This window comes from Vibrio sp. A37, assembly GCF_059777565.1.
On the sequence record NZ_JBLNLI010000012.1, the window covers coordinates 29,091 to 51,240 of the forward strand.

The window sequence follows — 22,150 nt, forward strand, 5'->3', positions numbered from 1 at the left end:
ATAATCTGCGGCCAATAATATCAATTTTATTGATGAGCTTGTAGAGAATTAAAAGGGATTTTTTCTACTAATTTGCCCGGCTCTGTTACTATTACGCGAAAATCAACACATTGAGTAGTCCAATATGTCTGCATTGCTTACCAACGCCAATCTAATGCCCGAGCAATTAAAGTCAAACTTCGCGAGTTTTATGCAAAAAATTATTCAACTTAGCGATTTGCTAAAGATTGATACACGTCAGTTTCAGGCTGATCATATTGCTTTTAGGGTTAATGACGAAAAACTGGCACAGTTAGCGAAAAGTGAATGGAGCAAACAGGCGACGATGTTGTCCGAAACGCAAATTAATGGCAGACCAATCTACGTATTGGAATTCGATGCACCATTATTATTTGGCTCTTGGAAAATAGAGTGTTTAGAGCTCCCGTTCCCTGCAGTAAATAAGAAACATCCAGTTGAAGGATGGGAGCATGTCGAGTTTGTTGTGCCTTCTAAGGCTGAATCGGCAGAAGAGTACCTAGTTGACTTAAAGGCTCGGTTTCCTAATTTTGCTTGTCAGTACAATCAAATTAAAGAGAAGGGTATAACGGTAAAATTGTCGAGCCCTAAAGGCGAAGGGGAGCGTTTAAACAATCCAACCGTTGCATTTAAGTGGAATAACGTCTGTATCAAACTACACCCTCACCCTTTAAAGAAAATTATCGAATCAGAACAAAATTAGAGCGTGTTTATGCTCTAGCCTAAGTCATAGTCCTTGGGTCTTAGTTGAAATTCTTGAATTGAGCCAACTTCTCTACCAATATCGAGTTTGTCTAATTCAGCATGCGCTTTGCCTTGAGTGTGCAGAATTAGGCGATTCGCTGTTCTCGGCTTGAGCTCATTAACAACGAAACGAATCATGTCGCTTCTGCTTAAGCTTTTTAGCTCTTCCAATACTTTATCGCGGTGGTTAAAGTGCATATCCTTGTTGCCAATCGCAACCCATAACCGTTGTGCTCTACTACGCAAAGTTTTGTCTGGGATTGATATTTGATTCCAAAGCCCGCGCTTACTGCTATGCCACTCGTATTCACTCAGCTCCAACAACACCATGTAAAAAGCATTTAAAAACTCATCTATCGAGCGAATGAGTTCAGCTGGTGCAGCATTAGGTGATTGAACATACAATACTAATCCTGGATGTCGGTTTAATGGCATATTCCCAGTCCCAACCATATAACCGAGCTGTTGTTTGGTACGTATTTCATGAAAAAATATTGCTGACATTAAGTGGTTCGCCAGTGAGTAAAGCGCGACACTATGTGGGTCAATATTTTCTGATTGGTAATAAATGACGATAGCCGAATCGTTCTGATTGCACTGAACTTCGTGCTGGAAAGTGCCATTTTTCCCAAGCATAACAAGTGGACGAAATGCTTCTTCATACTTTTGGTTGGGTACTCGAAGTGCATCCTTTAGCCCTTCGCCAAGCTGAAGGGCTTCGTCGGAAGTCCAGTCGCCAAAGACAAACATTTCAACTTGCAACTCAGCCAATATGTAATCAACAAAAGACGGTAGCTCTGCAACATCTATTGTTTCCAGCTGTTCAATAAGTGTGTGATAAGGAGGGTTGTTAGGTTGTAGTAAACCTGTCATAGCGTTGAAAAGCTGTGAAACTGGTCGATCTTTAGCAGCATTTCGCCATCTACGCAGTAACTGCTCTTTAATTAAGTTAAAGCGGTGTTCTTTGAAGTCTCGTTTACCGAAGCGATTTATGATGAGGTTTGTTAGCTCAGCCTGCTTACGCGCAAAACCTGAAATTGTTAGCGTAACCCCACCTTGATGCGCGTATAGGTTGTAACCCATCCCCGCAATTTCCGCTTGATACGTATCGTCACTCAATGAGTCGAGAAACATCTCTACACATAGTCGTGTTTTGACAATATTTCTTGGGTTTGCAACAGCGACTGGGCTGTCTATCGCAATATAGATAACGCCTTTAGGAACTCTAAATTTGTCATCTTGTAAGTGCCATAAGCGAAACCCAGCTTGGTCTTCGATGATTTCTGGAATGGACTGTGCGGTATTCAGCTCCTTTGGCTCAAAGTTATATGAGATAAAAGGGTTTTTTTCGGGTAAAGAAAAATTTAGATGGCTTGGTTGGGTGAAAAAGCTTTTGGTCTCATCTGTGATCTTTTGCACTGAATATGGAGTGAAATACCACTTTGCCGTTTTGTCGTAATGTTGATCTTTTGCGACGACGGTTATACGCAAGTTATCAGGAGTAAAATATTTCGCTAACTCTATAAGGTTTTGCTGTTGGTATTCCTCCATCATGTAATCGCCATAGAGGAGGTATTCCGGATCATAGTGTTGCATGTTGACGGAAAGATGGCTGGCCAGCTCTATCGGACGGAAGGCTTCTTGGTAGCGAAAAGCAGATTCTAAAACCGCTTTTTTTTCTTCATAGCGCCATGACTCCATTCCGTCATCCAATATCATTTGAATGTAATCAAAGATAGCTTGAGTAATATCGTTGATGTGATTTAGGCCGCGAGGCTCAAGAGTGCAACTGATGGTAAATTCGCGATAGTTGCTACCACTGACTCCACCTCCAGCAGAAAGAGATATCACCCATCCACGTTCTTTTAGTGCAGCCATCAAGCTGCCAGTTCCCTCATAACCGACTAAATGGGCAAAGTACGATAGGGGTTTCGTACGGTAGCTATTTTTTTGGTTGTCCAACGGAAAAGTTAGGATAAGTTTGCGGATCTCTTTAATTGGTTCCACATAAATGGTGATTCCAGTATTTTCTGGAGTGACATAAGGAGTGGTTATTGTCTTATTGATTAAGATTAAGTTCTTGACTTCACTAAATTTTTCTTCAGCCCAAATTTGCATTTCATCTAAAGAATGATTTCCGACCATAGTTAAAGTCATTAAATCGGCGGAGTATTGCTGAGAGTAAAACTCGACAATTTCATCTCGAATTGAATGGCCATCGCGATCGCATAGCGTTTCTGTATTTCCGACGGAAAATTTCGAGTAGGGATGGTGCTGGTTAATGGTTTCTTTTTGTACTTGGTACAAACGACGTGAGTCTTCATTGAGCTTTAATTTGTATTCAGATTCAATAGCCTTACGCTCTTTTTCTAAAGCTTCTGAGTTAAATAGTGGTGCGATAAAAAAGCGGCTAAACCTATCAAGACTCTTTTCAAATGCATTGGCAGCCACATCAAAGAAAAAACTTGAATGCTCGGTACCTGTCCATGCGTTGTTGGTGCCACCTTGTTGGCTGATATAAGATTGAAACTCTCCCGTTTCTGGGTATTTATCTGTGCCCAGAAATAACATATGCTCAACGAAGTGAGCGAGTCCTTCACGTTCTATTGGGTCATCAAAGTGACCAACATTGACAGTGAGAGCCGCTGAGGATTTTCGTGCTGCATTATCGGAGACTAACAACACCCTGAGCGCATTGTCTAAGGTGACGTATCGATAGCTATTATTATCATTGGGGCTTATGCGCACAATTTATCTCCGGAGAAAGTCTTATTTAATTATGGTGGTGAAGTATTCCACCGCAACTAATCTATGTAGAATTAGTAGATAAGTTCGATTTTACTTAGATTATTAGAATTTGTATTAGTAGATTGTTATTAAACTCTGAACCTTTAGCAAGACCAATTGATATAATTGTGCTATATGAGAACTCAAACCTATATGACAGGTTCACTTTGAGGTGAATCAGACATACGTATTTAGGATTGCGAAATGAAGATTTTTATTATGCGTCACGGAGAAGCTGAGAACTTGGCACCAACTGACGCAGAGCGAGCATTGACAGAGCGTGGTAGGAATGATTCGGTTTCTGTTGCTAGAGCCGGAGTAAAGAATGGCTTTAAGCAAGTTGATTTAGCGTTAGTGAGCCCTTATCTGAGAGCTCAGCAGACTTGGCAGGCGATTTCTCCTTTACTGGATTGCGCTAAACAAACCACATGTGATGATATCACTCCATATGGTGAATCAAGTGACGTGCTTGAGTATGTGCTTGCGTTATGCGAAGTGAATAAACTCGACACAATTCTGTTGGTTTCTCACTTGCCTCTTGTAGGTTTTCTGACATCTGAATTTGTGCCAACAATCGCACCGCCAATGTTTACGACTTCTGGATTAGCGTGTATAGATTTTGACCCAAAAACTCGAAAGGGTGAACTGCTATGGCATATTCATAGGTAGGTTCAGGCTAGTCGTGCTTTGTAGAGGTACAGCAATGGCTATGCATATAGCCATTTATTTGACATATTTAATGGACTGATAATTGCATTCATAGGCTAACTTATTAAAAGTTTGGATAATTTAATACAAACTCGCTTATGAAATTCTCCTTGCCATTTGCAGATAAACTGCCACCAATTTCGCAACGAGCAATGCCTGCGATCGGAGCTCCGATCATGGTTTTAGCGACATTGGCGATGGTAGTTTTACCAATTCCCGCTTTTCTTCTCGACTTATTTTTCTCATTTAATATTGCGTTGGCAATGGTCATTCTTTTGGTGACCGTATACACCAGACGACCACTCGATTTCGCTGCTTTTCCAACGGTGTTACTGATTTCTACACTGCTTCGTTTAGCCTTAAACGTAGCGTCTACACGTGTGGTTTTATTGTACGGTCATGAAGGTCCCGGTGCCGCAGGTAAGGTTATTGAATCCTTTGGTAGCGTTGTTATTGGCGGCAACTACGCAGTCGGCTTAGTTGTGTTTTTAATTTTAATGATCATTAACTTTATGGTTGTCACCAAAGGTGCTGGGCGTATTTCAGAAGTCAGCGCCAGATTTACGTTAGATGCTTTGCCCGGCAAGCAGATGGCGATTGATGCTGATCTCAATGCTGGATTGATTGACCAAGAGCAAGCGAGAACGCGGCGTTTTGAAGTGACCAAGGAAGCGGACTTCTATGGTTCAATGGATGGTGCATCAAAATTTGTAAAAGGGGATGCGATTGCAGGGATATTAATCCTATTTATTAACATCATTGGCGGCCTTTCTATCGGGATGTTGCAGTATGACTTGAGTTTTGGTGAAGCCATACGAATCTATACGTTACTTACTATTGGTGACGGCTTGGTTGCGCAAATTCCATCGCTACTTTTGTCCATTGGCGCAGCGATTATGGTCACTCGCCAAAACACCGATGAAGACATGGGTCAGCAAGTTGTCTTTCAAATGTTTGACAACCCTAAAGCGCTTATTATCACGGCGTGTATTCTCGGAGTTCTCGGGGTAGTTCCTGGGATGCCTCATTTCGCATTCTTGTTGTTAGCCTTAATTGCTGGTGGGCTATCGTATTGGCTTATTCGTAAACAGAAAAAAGCGGCGGAAGAACCAAGTACTCCTGTCGCTGCAGAAACTGAAGCTGCACCTCAAAAAGAACTGTCATGGGAAGACGTTCAACCGGTTGATATTATTGGGCTTGAAGTTGGCTACCGCTTGATACCTTTGGTGGATAGAGAGCAAGGTGGAGAGTTGCTTGAGCGGGTAAAAGGAGTACGAAAAAAACTATCGCAAGATTTTGGCTTTTTGATCCCAGCGGTTCATATTCGAGATAATTTAGAACTTACCCCAAATAGTTACAGAATTACGCTAATGGGGGTTGCAGTCGGTGAAGCTGAAATACGTCCTGATCAAGAACTTGCTATTAATCCGGGACAAGTTTATGGAATGATAGAAGGCGAACAGACCGTCGATCCTGCATTTGGTCTTGAAGCTGTATGGATTCGTGAAGAACAACGAGAACATGCGCAGGCACTGGGTTATACGGTTGTTGACTCCTCAACAGTATTGGCCACTCACCTCAGTCAGTTGCTTACAAATAATGCGTCTCAACTTCTTGGCCATGAGGAAGTGCAGAACCTGCTGGAAATGTTGGGTAGGAGCGCACCTAAACTTATTGAAAACTTTGTACCTGACCAATTGTCACTGGGTGTAGTGGTTAAAGTTCTACAAAATTTACTTAATGAAGCCATTCCAATTCGAGATATCCGCACCATCATTCAAACCCTGTCGGAGTATGCAAGCAAAAGTCAAGAACCTGACATACTAACGGCGGCAGCCCGAATCTCGTTGAAGCGATTAATTGTTCAAGAAATCAATGGTATAGAGCCAGAGCTTCCTGTGATTACACTTATTCCTGAGCTGGAACAAATATTGCATCAGACTATGCAAGCAGCAGGAGGAGAATCCGCTGGTATTGAACCTGGGCTTGCAGAAAGGCTTCAATCATCATTAAGCCAAGCAACTCAAGAGCAAGAGCTCAAAGGTGAACCAGCGGTGTTATTGACATCAGGGGTATTGCGTTCGACGTTAGCTAAATTCGTAAAAAATACGATTCCTTCGCTACGAGTACTATCCTATCAAGAAATACCTGATGAAAAGCAAATTAGGATAGTACAGGCGGTGGGTAACTAGTGGCTAGCCTATCTAGACTCTCCTATCGAGCAACGTAGAAATGGATATTTATTTTGAAAATCAAACGCTTTTTTGCCAAGGATACGCGCACAGTTTTGCTCCAAGTTAAAGAGGAGTTAGGCTCTGACGCTGTAATTATGTCAAACAAGAAGGTTGCTGGTGGTGTTGAAATCGTCGCAGCAGTTGATGGTGAGCAAGTTGCGAGTAAGGTGGAGCCGAGCAGGCAGCAGTCATCTAATTCGGTGAGTCGACCTCGAAAAGCGCCACAAGCTCAGAACCAGTATTCTGCTCCTCCTAAAGCGACCCAAGCCCGGCAACTGGATGGTGATCGAGTTAGCCTGCAGAGTAAATCCCAATCTTCACCGTCAATGACAAAACGTTTCGCTTCCATGCTGAATCAGTACTCGCAAAATGGGCAATCCTCTGAGCATGAAGGAAATCTCGATGAACAAGATTCGCTCTCAGCCCTGATGGAGCGACAAGCAAGTGCTAGATCGGCTGATAATGGCAGCACGAAAATAAAAGAGGATTCACCACTTGCGCGGCTAATCGCAGAAGAGAGAAGTACAGCTGAACGACCGTATACCCCCAGACTTGACCCCACCCGATATGATCGCAATCAAAAGCAAGAGTCAGAAATAAGTCATGAAGAATTAGAGGAAATGCGCGAAGAGATGACTTCTATTCGTCGTTTGCTAGAACATCAAGTTTCTGGGTTAATGTGGCAAGAAGTGGAAAGGCGGGAGCCGCTTCGAGCAATGTTAATCAAACGGTTAGAAAGAATGGGCTTATCTCTTGACCTTGCTGACCAGTTAGCTTGTTATATCCCAGAGGACACCCCGCCGCCCAAGGCGTGGAAAGCGTTGTTAGGGTTGGTTTCAGATCAGATTCCTATCGCAAAAAAGGATATCTTAAAGCGAGGTGGGGTGGTTGCACTACTAGGCCCGACTGGAGTTGGCAAAACCACGACTATCGCCAAGCTAGCAGCTCGTGCTGCAATGGAATATGGCTCAGATAATGTGGCTTTAGTGACGACCGATACTTATCGTATTGGAGCCCATGAACAGCTTTCAATTTACGGCAGAATTATGGGTTGCCCTGTTAAAGTCGCTAAAGATTCCAAAGAGTTAGCCGATGTGATCTATCAGTTGCGAAATCGAAAGCTAGTTTTGGTTGATACAGCAGGAATGGGGCAGAGGGACGTTCGGTTATCCGAGCAACTTGATACCTTGATGCAAGAAAGCGGAGAAGTTATCCATAGTTACCTTGTTCTACCTGCAACAGCTCAAAGAAAAGTACTGCAAGAAACGATAGAGCACTTCAGAAGAATTCCTTTGTCAGGGTGTATTATGACCAAACTGGATGAGTCTCTGAGCCTAGGGGAATTTCTCAGTGTTGTAGTGCAAAACGCATTGCCAGTCGCTTACATTGCGAATGGTCAGCGCGTTCCGGAAGATATTGTAATAGCTCAGCCTAAATATATGGTGGCGAAAGCAAATGAATTGCTAGAAAAGTCGACTGAAAACGAACCTCATTATTGGAACAGTGAAGTTGAAGGGTTCTAACCGGCATAAAATTATGACAAACAATATGATACAAGACCAAGCAAGCGGACTGCGACGTTTAACTCAACCATCTCTTACCAAAGTAATTTCCGTTACTGGAGGAAAAGGTGGTGTAGGAAAATCAAATGTAACTTTGGGTTTAGCCATTTGTATGGCAAAGCAAGGCAAGAAAGTGATGGTTCTTGATGCCGACTTAGGCCTTGCGAATATCGATGTCATGCTCGGAATTAGACCAAAAAGAAACTTAGGGCATGTTCTAGAAGGTGAGTGTGAGCTGGGTGATGCGATTGTAGAGGGCCCTTTTGGCATCAAAATCATACCAGCGACCTCTGGAACCCAAGCTATGACAGAGCTTAGCCACGCTCAGCATGTGGGGTTAATACGGGCATTTGGTAGTTTAGAAGATGAAATGGACGTGTTGCTTGTTGACACTGCAGCGGGCATTTCAGACATGGTGGTGAGTTTTTCTCGGGCAGCTCAAGATGTGGTTGTCGTAGTGTGTGATGAGCCGACTTCGATCACAGATGCATATGCTTTGATCAAATTATTGAGCAAAGACCATCAAGTTCAGAGATTTAAAATTGTCGCAAACATGGTCAGGAGCTATCGTGAAGGTAGGGAATTGTTTGCAAAGTTGACCTTAGTCACAGAGCGATTCTTGAATGTAAGCTTAGAACTCGTAGCATGTATCCCGTTAGATGATAAAGTTCGACAAGCCGTTAAAAAACAAAAAATTGTCGTAGATGCTTTCCCTCGTTCTCCCGCTTCTCTGGCGATCGGATCATTGGCAAATAAGGCACTAACATGGCCAATTCCGAACACACCGAGTGGACATCTTGAGTTCTTTGTAGAACGCTTACTTAATAGGACTGAGACCTTAGAGGAACCTTTTGGTGAATAAAGCGCTGACTTATGACCAATATGCAAAACAAGGAAACCAAAGAGCATTTCTAGAGAAATACTCGGTATTGGTTCGGCGGATAGCACACCACTTACTTGGGCGTTTGCCTCCAAGTGTTCAGGTAGACGATTTGATTCAAGCAGGCATGATAGGCCTGCTTGAAGCGCAAAAGAACTATGACAGCACTAAAGGTGCAAGTTTCGATACTTATGCAGGCATTCGAATACGAGGTGCTATGCTTGATGATATCCGGCGTGGAGATTGGGTTCCTCGATCAGTTCACAAAAACAATCGGGAAATAAGTCAAGCAATCTCTATACTTGAAGGAGAGCTGAATAGAGATCCGACCGATGCAGAGGTTGCTGCGCATTTAGAAATGACTCTTGAGCAGTACCATGGCGCACTCACGGATATCAACTGCTCAAGGCTTGTAGGTATCGAAGATCTCGGCGTTTCTGATGATGCAATATCGCCGGCAGAGGAAGAAGAGGATAGTTCTCCGTTTAAAGGGGTGGCGGACGAATCTTTTCGCACCTCTTTGATTGAGGCAATTAAAGCATTACCTGAGCGTGAATCTCTGGTTCTTTCGCTTTATTACGATGAAGAGTTAAACTTAAAGGAAATTGGTGAGGTAATTGGAGTTAGCGAGTCTCGTGTTAGCCAGATACTAAGCCAATCAATGCAGCGTCTACGCACGAAGTTGAGTGCTTGGACTGAACATGACTAAAAACACTGATATCAAACTCAGTGGAGGCAATTTTGAATAAAAACATGAAGATCCTTATTGTTGATGACTTTTCAACAATGCGCCGTATTGTGAAAAACCTACTTCGTGATTTGGGGTTTAATAATACCTCAGAGGCCGACGATGGTTTGACGGCATTGCCAATGCTTAAAAAGGGTGAATTCGATTTTGTTGTTACAGACTGGAATATGCCAGGTATGCAGGGAATCGATTTGCTCAAGAATATTCGAGCAGACGATGAGCTGAAACACTTACCGGTGTTGATGATTACGGCGGAAGCAAAGCGCGAGCAGATTATTGAAGCCGCTCAAGCAGGTGTTAATGGTTATATAGTCAAGCCGTTTACAGCGGCAACTCTCAAAGAGAAGTTAGATAAAATATTTGAGCGTTTATAGCCCGGCTTGCTGACCGAATAAATTTAATACGCGCGGAAAGGCCAATTAAGGATGATTTCATTAGAACAGGCAAAACAGCTAGTCGAGCTGTTAGAAAATGAAAAACAACAAGAAGCGGACTCGCTTGTGACGGAGATTTACGAAAGTACGATTTCTAGTCCAATGCTTCAAGAAATAGGGACGTTGACTCGTGATCTGCACGAATCTCTCAAACAGTTCAGCCTTGACGAAAGAATGAACGAAATTGCTAACGACGAAATTCCCGATGCGAGAGATCGCCTTCAATATGTAATAGATAAAACAGAAGTTGCAGCGAACAAAACTATGGACGCTGTCGACAGGTGTATGCCCATTGCAGACAATTTGCACGAAGGGCTTTTAAAAGTACGTCCTCAATGGAATGAACTAATGAAAGGGCGTATTGAATTAGCAGAATTTAAGGCTTTATGTCATCGAATAGACGGGCTGCTAGGGCAGGTAGAAGGAGATAGCTCGGAACTAAGAGGGCAGTTGACAGAAATTCTTATGGCTCAAGACTTCCAAGACTTGACCGGTCAAATTATAAGGCAGGTCATTACCTTAGTAAATGAAGTGGAAGGACGATTAGTTGAAATACTAACCGTATTTGGAGCGAGCCAACTGGAAGAATCGGCAGGGAAGAAAAAAGCTTCTACTGATGCAGAGGGACCTATCCTCAATGCTCACGAAAGAGCCGATGCGGTTTCATCACAAGACGAAGTCGATGACTTGCTGTCAAGTCTTGGTTTTTAAGGGAAGTGTATGAGCTACGATTTAGACGAAGACATTCTTCAGGATTTCTTAGTTGAAGCAGGTGAAATTCTTGAGTTGCTATCCGAGCAGTTAGTAGAACTAGAGAACAATCCGGAAGACAAAGATCTACTTAATGCGATTTTCCGTGGATTCCACACTGTTAAAGGTGGAGCTGGATTTTTAGCTTTAACTGAACTCGTCGATACTTGTCATGGTGCAGAGAACGTGTTTGATATTCTCCGCAATGGACAAAGATCAGTGACGGCGGGGCTAATGGATACTATGCTGCAAGCACTCGATACTGTTAATGAACAGTTTCAAGCGGTGCAAGACAGAGAAGAGTTGACTCCTGCTGACCCCGCGTTGCTAGAAGAGCTGCACAGATTATGTAAGCCTGAATCAGAAGATGAGGCAGATACAGAGGAAGTCGCGGAAATAGAGCAAGTTGAAGAACCGTCTGAACCCGTAGCAGAACAGGCTGAACCAGAGCCAGAACCTCCGTCGCAAAGTGCTCCAGAAGCGAGTCAAGCTGATCCAAATTCAATTGATGAAATCACACAAGATGAATTTGAACAGCTTCTTGATGAACTTCACGGTCAAGGTACTGCTCCTGGCAAAGAAGCTGACGCAAAGTCTGCTCCAGCAGCATCCACACCACCCCCAGTCGCAGCTGCTGATCCTGACAGCGACATTACGGATGATGAATTTGAAAAACTGTTAGATGAATTGCACGGATCTGGTAAAGGCCCTTCTGTTGAAGGGGCTACCCCACCTCCTCAACCGCCAAAAGAGAAGCCGCCTGCAGCGTCGAAAGCGAAACCAGCGGCCAAGGCCGAAGATGACGGTTTAATGACGGATGATGAGTTTGAACAATTACTTGATGATTTGCATGGTTCAGGAAAAGGTCCTTCTGATGAAGAATTAGCTGCGGCGACGAAACCTGCTCCAGAGCCCGCGAAGAAAGCGCCAGCACCGAAACCAAAAGCTGAGGCAAAACCGGCAGCACAGAAAGCTCCCGCGGCGAAAGCTGCGCCGGCTAAAGCCCCTGCTAAGGAGAGTGCTAAGCCCCCAGCCAAAGCAGATGCAGCTCCACCAGCTCAAGCGAAGAAAACCCAAGCGGAAGCAACGGTTCGTGTTGATACTTCAACGCTCGATATCATTATGAATATGGTCGGTGAACTAGTTTTGGTGAGAAACCGATTATTAAGCCTTGGCCTTAATAGTAATGATGAAGAAATGTCTAAGGCTGTTTCGAATCTAGATGTGGTGACAGCTGATTTGCAAGGCGCGGTAATGAAAACGCGCATGCAACCAATTAAGAAAGTATTTGGCCGTTTCCCTAGGGTTGTACGTGACCTAGCACGAAGCTTGAATAAAGAAATTAACCTTGAAATGCGGGGGGAAGATACCGATCTAGATAAAAACCTCGTAGAAGCACTAGCGGATCCTTTGATTCACTTGGTTCGAAACTCTGTTGACCACGGTATAGAGATGCCTGCTGATCGCGTTGCCGCAGGAAAACCAAGAGGAGGTAAGGTCATATTGTCTGCGGCACAAGAAGGAGATCATATTGAGCTATCCATCGTTGATGATGGTGGTGGAATGGATCCAAATAAACTACGCAGTATTGCAGTGAATCGTGGTGTCATGGATGAAGATGCTGCGTCGAGATTGACGGACAAAGAGTGCTTCAATCTTATCTTTATGCCCGGATTTTCAAGTAAAGAGCAAATCTCAGATATATCAGGTCGTGGTGTAGGTATGGATGTGGTGAAAACTGCAATTAACACACTAAATGGCTCGATTGATATTGATTCTGAAATGGGTAAAGGAACTAAAATAACCATCAAGGTTCCTTTAACCTTAGCTATCTTGCCAACCTTGATGGTCGGTGTTGCTGGCAACCCATTTGCTCTTCCATTAGCAAGTGTTAATGAGATATTCCACTTGGATTTAAGCAGAACAAATGTGGTTGATGGTCAATTGACTATTATCGTTCGTGAAAAATCGATTCCTCTGTTTTATCTACAAAATTGGCTTGCTCCTCAAGCAGGGCTGGTCGAAGCACGCAAAGGCCATGGACATGTGGTTATAGTGCAACTAGGTAGCCAACGAGTCGGATTTGTTGTTGATACACTCATAGGGCAAGAAGAGGTGGTGATTAAGCCACTAGACAATTTGTTGCAAGGCACTCCTGGGATGGCGGGAGCGACTATAACCAGTGATGGGCATATTGCGTTGATTTTAGATGTACCAGACTTACTTAAGCAGTACGCCGCAGCGTCTAGAGTGTAGATTAGTTCGTTAGATCGTATAAAGAAGGAATTATATGGCGATTGGAGTGTTGGTTGTTGATGATTCAAGTTTTTTTCGTCGCCGAGTGAGTGAGATCATTAACTCTGAATCGCGTCTGGAAGTGATAGGTGTTGCCACAAATGGTAAAGAGGCCGTTGAAAAAGCGATAGAGCTGAAACCAGACGTTATCACGATGGATATCGAGATGCCCGTAATGGATGGCATTACGGCAGTAAAGAAAATTATGGCCCAGTCTCCTGTGCCTATCTTGATGTTTTCTTCTCTTACTCACGAAGGCGCAAAAGCAACATTAGATGCACTCGATGCTGGGGCGCTAGACTTCCTACCGAAGAAATTTGAGGACATTGCGAGGAATCGAGATGAAGCGACGTCCTTACTTCAGCAAAGAGTTATTCAAATTGCAAACAAACGAAGAAGTTTGCGTAGGCCTATCACTACCGCTAGAGCTCCTGCTTCAACTAAAGCTCCTATGACATCCAAGCCCTCGGGTGGAGCGGCAGTTCCTACACCGTCAAAACAGAGCGCATCGAGATCGCGATTTCGTTCTTCAGGCAAAAGTTACAAACTGACTGCAATAGGCACTTCGACAGGTGGGCCGGTTGCGTTGCAAAAGATCCTGACGAAGTTACCGGCCAATTATCCTCACCCAATTGTTTTAATTCAGCATATGCCAGCAACTTTTACTGCAGCATTTGCGAGCCGATTAAATTCGTTATGCAAAATAGAAGTTAGAGAAGCTCAAGATGGAGATATTTTGCGCCCAGGTGTGGCTTATTTAGCTCCAGGCGGAAAACAAATGATGTTTGATGGTAGGCCAGGTTCTACTAAACTCAAAGTCATCGATGGTGGCGAAAAAATGAACTATAAACCGTGCGTTGATGTGACTTTTGGCTCAGCAGCGAAGATATTTTCAGACAAAGTATTGTCGATGGTATTGACAGGTATGGGAGCAGACGGAAGGGAAGGTGCTCGCATGCTACAGTCTGCAGGAGCGACGATTTGGGCACAAGATGAAGAGAGCTGTGTTGTATACGGAATGCCCCAAGCAGTAGCCAAGGCCGGAATATCATCTGAGGATTTACCTTTAGAGCGCATCGCAGAACGTATGTTGGTTGAAGTAGGCCTAACATAGGGGTACAGCAATGATTGTATGGAGTGTTGCAAATCAGAAGGGTGGAGTAGGTAAGACAACGACTACTATCACTTTAGCGGGTTTGCTCAGTAAGCAGGGAAAGCGGGTTCTTTTGGTGGACACAGATCCACATGCTTCTCTAACTACCTATCTAGGTTATGACCCGGATAGTGTATCAAAAAGTTTGTTTGATCTTTTTCAATTGAAGGAATTTTCAACTGAACTTATCACCCCACTAATTTGTGATTCAAATGTGGAGGGAATTGACCTTATTCCAGCGCATATGTCTCTTGCTACGTTAGATAGGGTGATGGGGAATCGAAGTGGAATGGGGCTAATTCTCAAACGTTCTCTCGAGTGTTTGAGTGAGGTTTATGACTATGTATTGATTGACTGCCCGCCAATATTAGGGGTCATGATGGTCAATGCTCTAGCCGCTAGCGATCGTATATTAATCCCCGTGCAAACCGAGTTTTTGGCCATGAAAGGTTTGGAGAGAATGATAAGAACTCTCGCTATTATGCAGAAATCGAGAAATCAGCCTTTTAAGGTCACGATTGTGCCGACTATGTATGACAAGCGTACTAATGCGTCCCTTCAAACCCTCAGCCAGTTGAAAAAAGATTATCCGGAACAAGTATGGAAGTCTGCGGTTCCAATCGATACTAAGTTTCGTGACGCTAGTTTAAAACACCTTCCCGTTTCTCATTTTGCTGCTGGAAGTCGTGGTGTATTCGCCTATAAACAACTACTCATTTTTTTAGAGAGGTCTGCATTTGATGAGCAATGACTCTGACTCTTTATTGTCAAGTGAACAAGCTCTAGATGACTATTTCTCAGCACTTTTGGATGAGGATACCGCTATCGCTGTTAAAGAGAGGCCAATAAAAGCAATTGAACCAGTAGATAGCTACGAACCTAAGCCTCAACTTATACCAGAGAACAGCTTTTATGAAGTTCCTCAAAATGAACCTGAGGTACCAAACCTACAAGATGTTGAAAGACTTTTAGAGCAGTTAGAAACAGAGAATATTGTCGATAAGCTCAATCTAGAAGAAATTCTGGAAAAAAATACTGAACAGATAGCGGTAAGCAAGCAGCAATCCGAGCTGACAGTAGAGGCTACTGTAGAAGCAGAGTCGATAGAAGATCAAGAACAAATAGAAGCTGAAGCATTTGATCAAGCTATTGATGAAACTGCAGAAGTGCCACAAGTCGATATCATTGAGCAAACCGATGAAGAAGTGGCTGTGGTTGAGGTGGCTGAAGAAACTACCACCGAAGTTAGTGAAAGCAAGGGAGCGACAGAATCTGCAGTTGAGTTAGAGACTCAAGCGGGTGATGGCGCTGTGCAAGAGTGGCACAGCACGGTACGCGACGAAGACTTTCAGGTGTTGTATTTTGAAGTTAATGCCATCACTTTTGCAGTGCCTCTTGATGAATTGGGTGGAATACACAAATTAAGTGAACTCAATAACTTGATAGGTCGTCCAGATTGGTATTTGGGACTGCAGACCAATAACGACAACCAGTTGGATGTAGTGGATACTGCGCGTTGGGTGATGGCAGAAAAGCTTCAGGACGAGAGTTACAAAGATGGCTATCAGTATATTGTTATGTTGGGAAGCAGCATGTGGGGTCTTGCCAGTACTGAGTTGAAAGGCACGGAAATTCTCAACTCTGACAAAATTCGTTGGCGTGAACAAGCAGGAAAGCGCCCTTGGCTTGCAGGAATGGTAAAAGAAAAAATGTGCGCTTTAATACACGTTGAAGCATTGATAGCTATGCTTAATGCAGGGCTTGATGTAAAAGCGCTCGAAAATTAGGAAAATGTCGGCAGCGACAAGAGAGGGAAAGGTATGTCTCAAACAAGTGAAGTAGAAGTAAGGAAAGATCAATCCAATGACGAAGTGCTTCAGTGGGTGACGTTCCAGTTAGAAGAAGAAACTTACGGTATAAACGTGATGCAAGTTCGGGAAGTTTTGCGCTATACAGAAATTGCTCCAGTACCGGGTGCACCTAATTATGTACTTGGGATCATTAACCTCCGTGGTAATGTCGTTACGGTTATTGATACTCGCTCTAGGTTTGGTCTAAGTGAAGGCGAAATTACCGATAATACCCGCATTATCGTTATTGAATCTGAGAGACAAGTTATTGGTATTCTCGTTGACAGTGTTGCAGAGGTGGTATATTTGCGCTCGTCAGAGATCGATACTACACCGAGTGTTGGTACCGACGAAAGTGCGAAGTTTATCCAAGGTGTAAGCAACCGGGATGGCAAATTACTTATACTCGTCGACCTCAACAAGCTTCTTACTGAAGAAGAGTGGGATGAAATGGCACATTTGTAATGGATATTTCGCTTATCACAAGTACTCCGGTGATTGCTGGAGTAGCTGTCTTGATATTATTGCTGCTTGTTGTAGCGATATATAAGCTTAAAGGTCGGATTGCCTCTGCCACTGAAGCAAGCCGTCAGCAAGTTCGTTCTTTAGATAAAGAATTGAAAAAGTCTAACAAGCAGTTGTTAGAAGTGCGCTCGGTTGTCGTTGGGCTCGGCCAACGTGTGAGTGAACAACAGGAAATAATCCATCATTTAAATGAGCGCTTGGTAGAATTAGAGCAAGAAGATAATGATAGTCGGCTGTACTCTCGAGCGACGAAAATGGTTCGTTTGGGTGCTGATGTTGAAGAGTTGATTGAGGAGTGTGAACTTCCTAAAGCTGAAGCTGAGCTCATGATGTCTCTGCAAAAAAAAATTGCTGGTCAGGAAAAAATTCCTCCCCTTGAAAGTAGCCCAGAACGATCAAACAAAATTCGTAAAAGAGCAGCAGGTCGAAAGTAGTGTGTATCCGCCTGCTGACTAAACCTTGTCCCCTCAAGATCCCCAATTTAATATAAATTCACAATGATATAACAATCATTAATATATTCTTACCTTGTTTCGTGATTAAGCACGATAGTTGATGACTGTAGTCCCGTATGGGCTGTGATAAACTATCAGCTCTAATCTTGCGACGTAATGGAATATGTTAGACGTAAAAAAGCTCACTGTGGTACGTGATGATAGAGTACTATTTGATTCACTTTCATTCACCATTGAACCCGGAGAAATAGTTCAAGTTGAAGGTCGTAACGGAGCAGGTAAAACCACTCTGTTGAGAGCGGTCGCGGGCTTAGGTGATTATGATTCCGGTGACGTTTATTGGGATCAAGAGCCAGTAAAAGTTGTTAATGACATATACCATTCAGAGCTGATTTTTTTAGGTCATCAGACTGGGATAAAAAAAGACCTGACAGCGTATGAAAACTTGCGCTTTTTCCTATCCATTCACTCTTCTCGCCAGGTAAATAAACAGCAAATTTTTAGCGCCTTAACTCGAGTCGGACTAGCTGGACGCGAAGATGTGCAGGTTGCTCAATTGTCTGCAGGGCAACAACGACGTGTTGCGTTAGCAAGATTATGGCTGAGTTCACAAAAGCTATGGATTTTGGACGAACCTTTAACGGCGATTGATAAGCAAGGCGTTAAGGTTCTAGAGTCTCTATTTTTAGCGCATGCAGAGAGTGGAGGTATGGTGTTATTAACCACGCACCAAGACATGTTTACCGACAATAGCAGTCTTAGAAAGATTAAGTTGGGAGAGTAAGCATGATCTCGGCTATGTTTACCATCGTACAAAGAGAATTGCTGATTGCTTATCGTAGGCAAGCGGATATATTTAACCCACTTTGGTTTTTCATCATAGTAATCACGCTCTTCCCGCTCGGCATTGGTCCAGAGCCCAATCTTCTGGCGCGAATTGCACCCGGTATAGTTTGGGTAGCCGCGTTGCTCGCTTCTTTGCTTTCTCTTGAAAGACTCTTTCGAGATGATTTTCAAGATGGGTCTTTAGAGCAAATGATGTTGATGCCAGTTCCTTTGCCGATGGTTGCTATCGCAAAAGTCTTTGCCCATTGGTTGTTAACGGGGCTGCCCTTACTGATCATTAGCCCCTTACTCTCCATATTACTTTCTTTAGATTCTAATACTTGGTTTGCAGTGGTACTAACTCTGCTAATTGGTACGCCGACTCTGGGCTTTATTGGGGCTATCGGTGTGGCTTTAACGGTCGGACTACAAAAAGGTGGCGTTCTGCTTAGTTTGTTGGTGCTGCCTCTTTATGTGCCAGTTTTAATATTCGCAACGTCTGCAATTGAAGCGGCATCGTTAGGTATGGGTTATAGCGGTCAGCTAGCGGTTTTAGGAGCGATGTTAGTGGGCTCTGTAACACTAACACCGTTCGCGATAGCGGCCGCACTCAAGGTAAGTGTGAACTAGTGTGAATTCTGGACGGTTAATTGCGACAGAATTTTAATGGATAACGTATTTTAATAGTAAATAGAACGGATTCTCTGACTAAAAAACTATGACTACAAATGGTCGGACTATCCAAGGAATGATAGTGAGTAATTGCAATGTGGAAATGGCTTCACCCGTACGCTAAACCGGAATCGACTTATCAACTATGTGGAAGACTTTTACCTTGGTTTTCAGTGCTAGCGCTGCTTTGTCTTAGCATAGGAACGATTTGGGGGCTAGCTTTTGCGCCTACGGACTATCAGCAAGGTGATAGTTTTCGAATCATTTATATCCATGTACCTGCGGCGATTTGGTCTATGGGCGTATATATGTCAATGGCGATAGCGGCTTTTATCGGTATGGTTTGGCAGCTGCGTATTTCTGACTTAGCCGCTTCGGCGATGGCTCCAATAGGAGCGGTATTTACATTTATCGCATTGCTTACTGGCTCTATATGGGGAAAACCCATGTGGGGAACTTGGTGGGTGTGGGATGCTCGTCTGACGTCAGAACTAATCTTGTTATTTTTATACTTGGGTGTCATTGCTCTGTATCACGCCTTTGATGACCAAAAGACGGGCGCTAAAGCCGCCGGAATTTTGGCATTAGTTGGAGTGGTGAACATTCCAATTATTCACTATTCGGTTGAGTGGTGGAATACCCTTCATCAAGGGGCGACCATCACTAAGTTTGATAAACCTTCTATTGATAGCGACATGCTTTGGCCGCTTTTACTCAATATTTTCGGTTTTGCCTTTTTCTTCGCTTCAGTCACGTTAATTCGTTTGCGCAGCGAGATTTTAAACAAAGAAAGTCACCGACCATGGGTTGAGAAATTGGCTATCGAAAAATTTAGCGAGGTGAGCAAATAATGCATTTTCAATCTTTAAGTGACTTTCTGAATATGGGGGGTTACGCCGTCTACGTATGGAGTGCTTTTGGTATTACTTTTGGTGCTTTGCTGCTGTTGCTTCTTTCAAGTGTTCGTCAGCAAAACAGAGTCTTAAAGCTGGTTAAAAACAAGCAAGACCGATTAGCGAGAATTGAAGCAGCAAAAGATTTGGAGAATACGTTATGAACCCAAGGAGAAAAAAACGCTTAGGCATTGTATTGTCTTTGCTAGTAGGGGTAGGAGCCACGGTCGGTTTAATTCTTTATGCCTTAAGCCAGAATATGGACTTATTCTACACTCCCACTGAGCTGGTGGATGGCAAGCCAGATGGGACAAAACCAGAGGTTGGTCAGCGACTTCGAATCGGAGGAATGGTTGTTGCTGGGTCAGTAAAACGTGATCCTAGCTCTCTTTTAGTGAGCTTCCAGCTACGTGATGTTGGCCCTGTTGTTACTGTCACGTACAACGGTATCTTGCCAGATCTATTTCGCGAAGGACAAGGTATTGTCGCCCAAGGAGTGCTGAAAAACGCAACTACAGTGGAAGCGTTCGAAGTACTGGCGAAACATGATGAAGAGTATATGCCTCCGGAAGTAGCCGAGGCGATGAAAAAAAACCATCAACCTCTTAAATACACACAACAACAAACCCAAGGAAGTGCTCAATGATTGCTGAAGTAGGTCAATTTGCATTGATCGTAGCGTTGTCAATGGCGTTACTGCTGAGCGTATTACCTTTGATAGGAGCGTCAAAAAATAATAGCGTCTTAATGGCCACCGCGAGGCCATTATCGTTTGGAATGTTTGCACTTATTTTGTTGTCATTTTGTATATTGCTTTGGTCGTTTTACAGCAATGACTTTACCTTGCAATATGTCGCGAGCAATTCCAATAGCCAATTGCCTTGGTATTATCGTTTGACCGCAGTATGGGGTGCGCATGAAGGCTCCCTTTTGCTTTGGGTGTTAATCCAAGCGGGCTGGACGGTTGCCGTTGCTATTTTCAGTCGTGGAATGCCTCAAGAGTCAGTTGCTCGCGTACTGGCTATTATGGGGTTAATTAGTGTCGGCTTTCTATTATTTATTATTGTCACTTCCAGCCCGTTTATTCGAACTCTTCCTTTCTTTCCGGTTGACGGCCGAGACTTAAATCCACTCCTTCAAGACCCGGGATTAATTATTCATCCACCTATGTTGTATATGGGCTATGTGGGCTTTTCTGTTGCATTTTCTTTTGCAATTGCTTCGTTAATGACTGGGCGTTTGGACACGGCGTGGGCGCGTTGGTCTCGACCTTGGACCACCGCGGCTTGGTTATTTTTGACACTTGGTATTGCATTAGGTTCATGGTGGGCCTATTACGAACTTGGCTGGGGTGGCTGGTGGTTCTGGGATCCCGTTGAAAACGCCTCCTTTATGCCTTGGTTGGCTGGTACCGCTTTAATGCATTCTTTAGCCGTAACCGAGAAGCGTGGAACGTTTAAAGCGTGGACAGTATTGCTTGCGATTTCTGCTTTCTCTTTAAGCCTGCTCGGTACCTTCTTGGTTCGCTCGGGCATTTTAGTTTCAGTGCATGCGTTTGCTTCCGACCCTGCTAGGGGTATGTTTATTCTCGCTTTCTTAGTGTTGGTTATTGGTGGTTCGTTACTTCTTTTCGCACTAAAAGGCAGCGCGGTTCGTGTGCGGGGTAACTTTAACCTAGTTTCTAGGGAGAACGCCTTACTTGGTAATAATGTGATTTTAATAGCGGCTCTTGTCGTGGTTCTGATCGGAACTCTTCTACCACTTGTTCACAAGCAGCTTGGTTTAGGCTCTGTGTCCATTGGTGCGCCGTTCTTTAATACGCTGTTTGCTTGGTTGATGGTGCCTTTTGCATTGCTACTCGGCATTGGTCCTCTAATTCGTTGGAAAAGAGACGATTTATCTAAGCTGGTAAAACCGTCGATTGTTTCAGCAGCCATTGCTTTTTTAGGTGGATTGGCATTTGTCTATTTGCTTGCCGAGAGCTTCACCTTCATGGCGTATTTAGGCTGGATAATGGCGCTGTGGATTATCAGTATGCATGGCTTTGAACTTTATGAGCGAGCGACTCATAGACACACATTTTGGCAAGGGGTTAAAAAACTCCAGCGTAGCCATTGGTCAATGATGCTTGGTCATATCGGTCTAGCGGTGACAGTGATTGGTATCGCCATGGTGCAAAACTATAGTATTGAGCGTGATGTTCGATTAGCTCCGGGTGAGCACTTTGAAATAGAAGGCTACGATTTCTACTTTGCTGGTTTGAGCAATCATGATGGTCCAAACTACGATGGTTATATTGCTGAGTTTAATGTGACTCGTGATGGTAAACCGATTAATACTCTCCATGCCGAAAAGCGTTTTTATCGTACCGCACGGTCAATGATGACTGAAGCAGCAATCGACCGTGGTTTCACTCGTGATTTATATGTTGCGATGGGTGAGCGATTGGATGATGGCAGGTCTTGGGCTGTTCGTATTTATTACAAGCCGTTTGTTCGTTGGATATGGGCTGGAGCCTTGTTTATGACCTTCGGCGGTATATTGGCCATCAGTGATAAGCGATATCGCTTCAGAAAGTCCGCTGCTAGAGTTCGCGTTCAAGAGCAGGAGGCATAAC

The 22,150-nt window shown here is 43.7% G+C and carries 21 protein-coding genes; 20 read left to right on the forward strand and 1 reads right to left on the reverse strand.

Going from position 1 to position 22,150, the window contains the following annotated elements; translation table 11 throughout:
• Positions 1–124 precede the first annotated feature (124 nt).
• Positions 125–721: a VOC family protein gene (locus tag ACM2FC_RS17975; protein WP_498482367.1), complete on the forward strand. Its 597-nt coding sequence runs from the start codon at positions 125–127 to the stop codon at positions 719–721.
• A gap of 14 nt (positions 722–735) precedes the next feature.
• On the opposite strand, the gene ACM2FC_RS17980 is transcribed toward ACM2FC_RS17975, so the two are convergent.
• On the reverse strand, positions 736–3,510 hold the full coding sequence (locus ACM2FC_RS17980; RefSeq protein ID WP_498482368.1) for an insulinase family protein: 2,775 nt from the start codon (positions 3,508–3,510) through the stop codon (positions 736–738).
• A 243-nt stretch (positions 3,511–3,753) separates the two neighbouring features.
• Between ACM2FC_RS17980 and sixA the strand changes: the two genes are divergently transcribed.
• The 19 genes from sixA to ACM2FC_RS18075 all read left to right on the forward strand — a co-directional run bounded on the left by sixA (position 3,754) and on the right by ACM2FC_RS18075 (position 22,149).
• Positions 3,754–4,218, forward strand: a complete 465-nt coding sequence (gene sixA, locus ACM2FC_RS17985) for a phosphohistidine phosphatase SixA (RefSeq protein WP_498482369.1) — start codon at positions 3,754–3,756, stop codon at positions 4,216–4,218.
• A gap of 137 nt (positions 4,219–4,355) precedes the next feature.
• Entirely contained in the window at positions 4,356–6,449 is a 2,094-nt protein-coding gene (gene flhA, locus ACM2FC_RS17990) for a flagellar biosynthesis protein FlhA (RefSeq protein WP_498482370.1), read from the forward strand.
• A 53-nt stretch (positions 6,450–6,502) separates the two neighbouring features.
• Entirely contained in the window at positions 6,503–8,014 is a 1,512-nt protein-coding gene (gene flhF / locus ACM2FC_RS17995; protein WP_498482371.1) for a flagellar biosynthesis GTPase FlhF, read from the forward strand.
• 13 nt (positions 8,015–8,027) lie between these two features.
• Positions 8,028–8,915 (forward strand): MinD/ParA family protein, encoded by an 888-nt coding sequence (locus ACM2FC_RS18000; protein WP_498482372.1) that lies wholly within the window; start codon positions 8,028–8,030, stop codon positions 8,913–8,915.
• Positions 8,908–9,642, forward strand: coding sequence for an RNA polymerase sigma factor FliA (locus tag ACM2FC_RS18005; protein ID WP_498482373.1), 735 nt, complete (start codon positions 8,908–8,910; stop codon positions 9,640–9,642). Before ACM2FC_RS18000 ends, ACM2FC_RS18005 begins: the two co-directional genes overlap by 8 nt.
• Before the next feature lie 44 nt (positions 9,643–9,686).
• Entirely contained in the window at positions 9,687–10,055 is a 369-nt protein-coding gene (cheY, locus tag ACM2FC_RS18010) for a chemotaxis response regulator CheY (RefSeq protein WP_237363578.1), read from the forward strand.
• A gap of 51 nt (positions 10,056–10,106) precedes the next feature.
• Positions 10,107–10,826 carry a protein phosphatase CheZ gene (locus ACM2FC_RS18015; RefSeq protein WP_498482374.1) on the forward strand — a complete coding sequence of 240 codons (720 nt, stop codon included), beginning with the start codon at positions 10,107–10,109 and terminating at the stop codon, positions 10,824–10,826.
• Between the two features lie 9 nt (positions 10,827–10,835).
• Complete coding sequence (locus ACM2FC_RS18020) at positions 10,836–13,121, forward strand: chemotaxis protein CheA (protein WP_498482375.1); 2,286 nt, start codon at positions 10,836–10,838, stop codon at positions 13,119–13,121.
• A 34-nt stretch (positions 13,122–13,155) separates the two neighbouring features.
• The gene (locus ACM2FC_RS18025) at positions 13,156–14,274 is read left to right on the forward strand and encodes a protein-glutamate methylesterase/protein-glutamine glutaminase (protein WP_498482376.1); all 1,119 of its coding nucleotides are present in this window, start codon (positions 13,156–13,158) and stop codon (positions 14,272–14,274) included.
• A gap of 10 nt (positions 14,275–14,284) precedes the next feature.
• Positions 14,285–15,064: a ParA family protein gene (locus tag ACM2FC_RS18030; RefSeq protein ID WP_498482377.1), complete on the forward strand. Its 780-nt coding sequence runs from the start codon at positions 14,285–14,287 to the stop codon at positions 15,062–15,064.
• Complete coding sequence (locus tag ACM2FC_RS18035; protein WP_498482378.1) at positions 15,054–16,100, forward strand: chemotaxis protein CheW; 1,047 nt, start codon at positions 15,054–15,056, stop codon at positions 16,098–16,100. Before ACM2FC_RS18030 ends, ACM2FC_RS18035 begins: the two co-directional genes overlap by 11 nt.
• A 33-nt stretch (positions 16,101–16,133) precedes the next feature.
• Positions 16,134–16,628 (forward strand): chemotaxis protein CheW, encoded by a 495-nt coding sequence (locus tag ACM2FC_RS18040; RefSeq protein WP_498482379.1) that lies wholly within the window; start codon positions 16,134–16,136, stop codon positions 16,626–16,628.
• Positions 16,628–17,122 carry a DUF2802 domain-containing protein gene (locus tag ACM2FC_RS18045; RefSeq protein ID WP_498482380.1) on the forward strand — a complete coding sequence of 165 codons (495 nt, stop codon included), beginning with the start codon at positions 16,628–16,630 and terminating at the stop codon, positions 17,120–17,122. The genes ACM2FC_RS18040 and ACM2FC_RS18045 overlap by 1 nt, the downstream gene beginning before the upstream one ends.
• A 184-nt stretch (positions 17,123–17,306) precedes the next feature.
• Complete coding sequence (ccmA, locus tag ACM2FC_RS18050) at positions 17,307–17,927, forward strand: cytochrome c biogenesis heme-transporting ATPase CcmA (RefSeq protein WP_498482381.1); 621 nt, start codon at positions 17,307–17,309, stop codon at positions 17,925–17,927.
• A 2-nt stretch (positions 17,928–17,929) separates the two neighbouring features.
• On the forward strand, positions 17,930–18,598 hold the full coding sequence (gene ccmB, locus ACM2FC_RS18055; protein WP_498482382.1) for a heme exporter protein CcmB: 669 nt from the start codon (positions 17,930–17,932) through the stop codon (positions 18,596–18,598).
• Positions 18,599–18,735: 137 nt separating this feature from the next.
• Positions 18,736–19,491: a heme ABC transporter permease gene (locus ACM2FC_RS18060; RefSeq protein ID WP_498482383.1), complete on the forward strand. Its 756-nt coding sequence runs from the start codon at positions 18,736–18,738 to the stop codon at positions 19,489–19,491.
• Entirely contained in the window at positions 19,491–19,697 is a 207-nt protein-coding gene (gene ccmD, locus ACM2FC_RS18065) for a heme exporter protein CcmD (RefSeq protein WP_498482384.1), read from the forward strand. Before ACM2FC_RS18060 ends, ccmD begins: the two co-directional genes overlap by 1 nt.
• Positions 19,694–20,179, forward strand: coding sequence for a cytochrome c maturation protein CcmE (gene ccmE / locus ACM2FC_RS18070; protein WP_498482385.1), 486 nt, complete (start codon positions 19,694–19,696; stop codon positions 20,177–20,179). The genes ccmD and ccmE overlap by 4 nt, the downstream gene beginning before the upstream one ends.
• Positions 20,176–22,149 carry a heme lyase CcmF/NrfE family subunit gene (locus ACM2FC_RS18075; RefSeq protein ID WP_498482386.1) on the forward strand — a complete coding sequence of 658 codons (1,974 nt, stop codon included), beginning with the start codon at positions 20,176–20,178 and terminating at the stop codon, positions 22,147–22,149. Before ccmE ends, ACM2FC_RS18075 begins: the two co-directional genes overlap by 4 nt.
• Position 22,150: the final 1 nt, after the last annotated feature.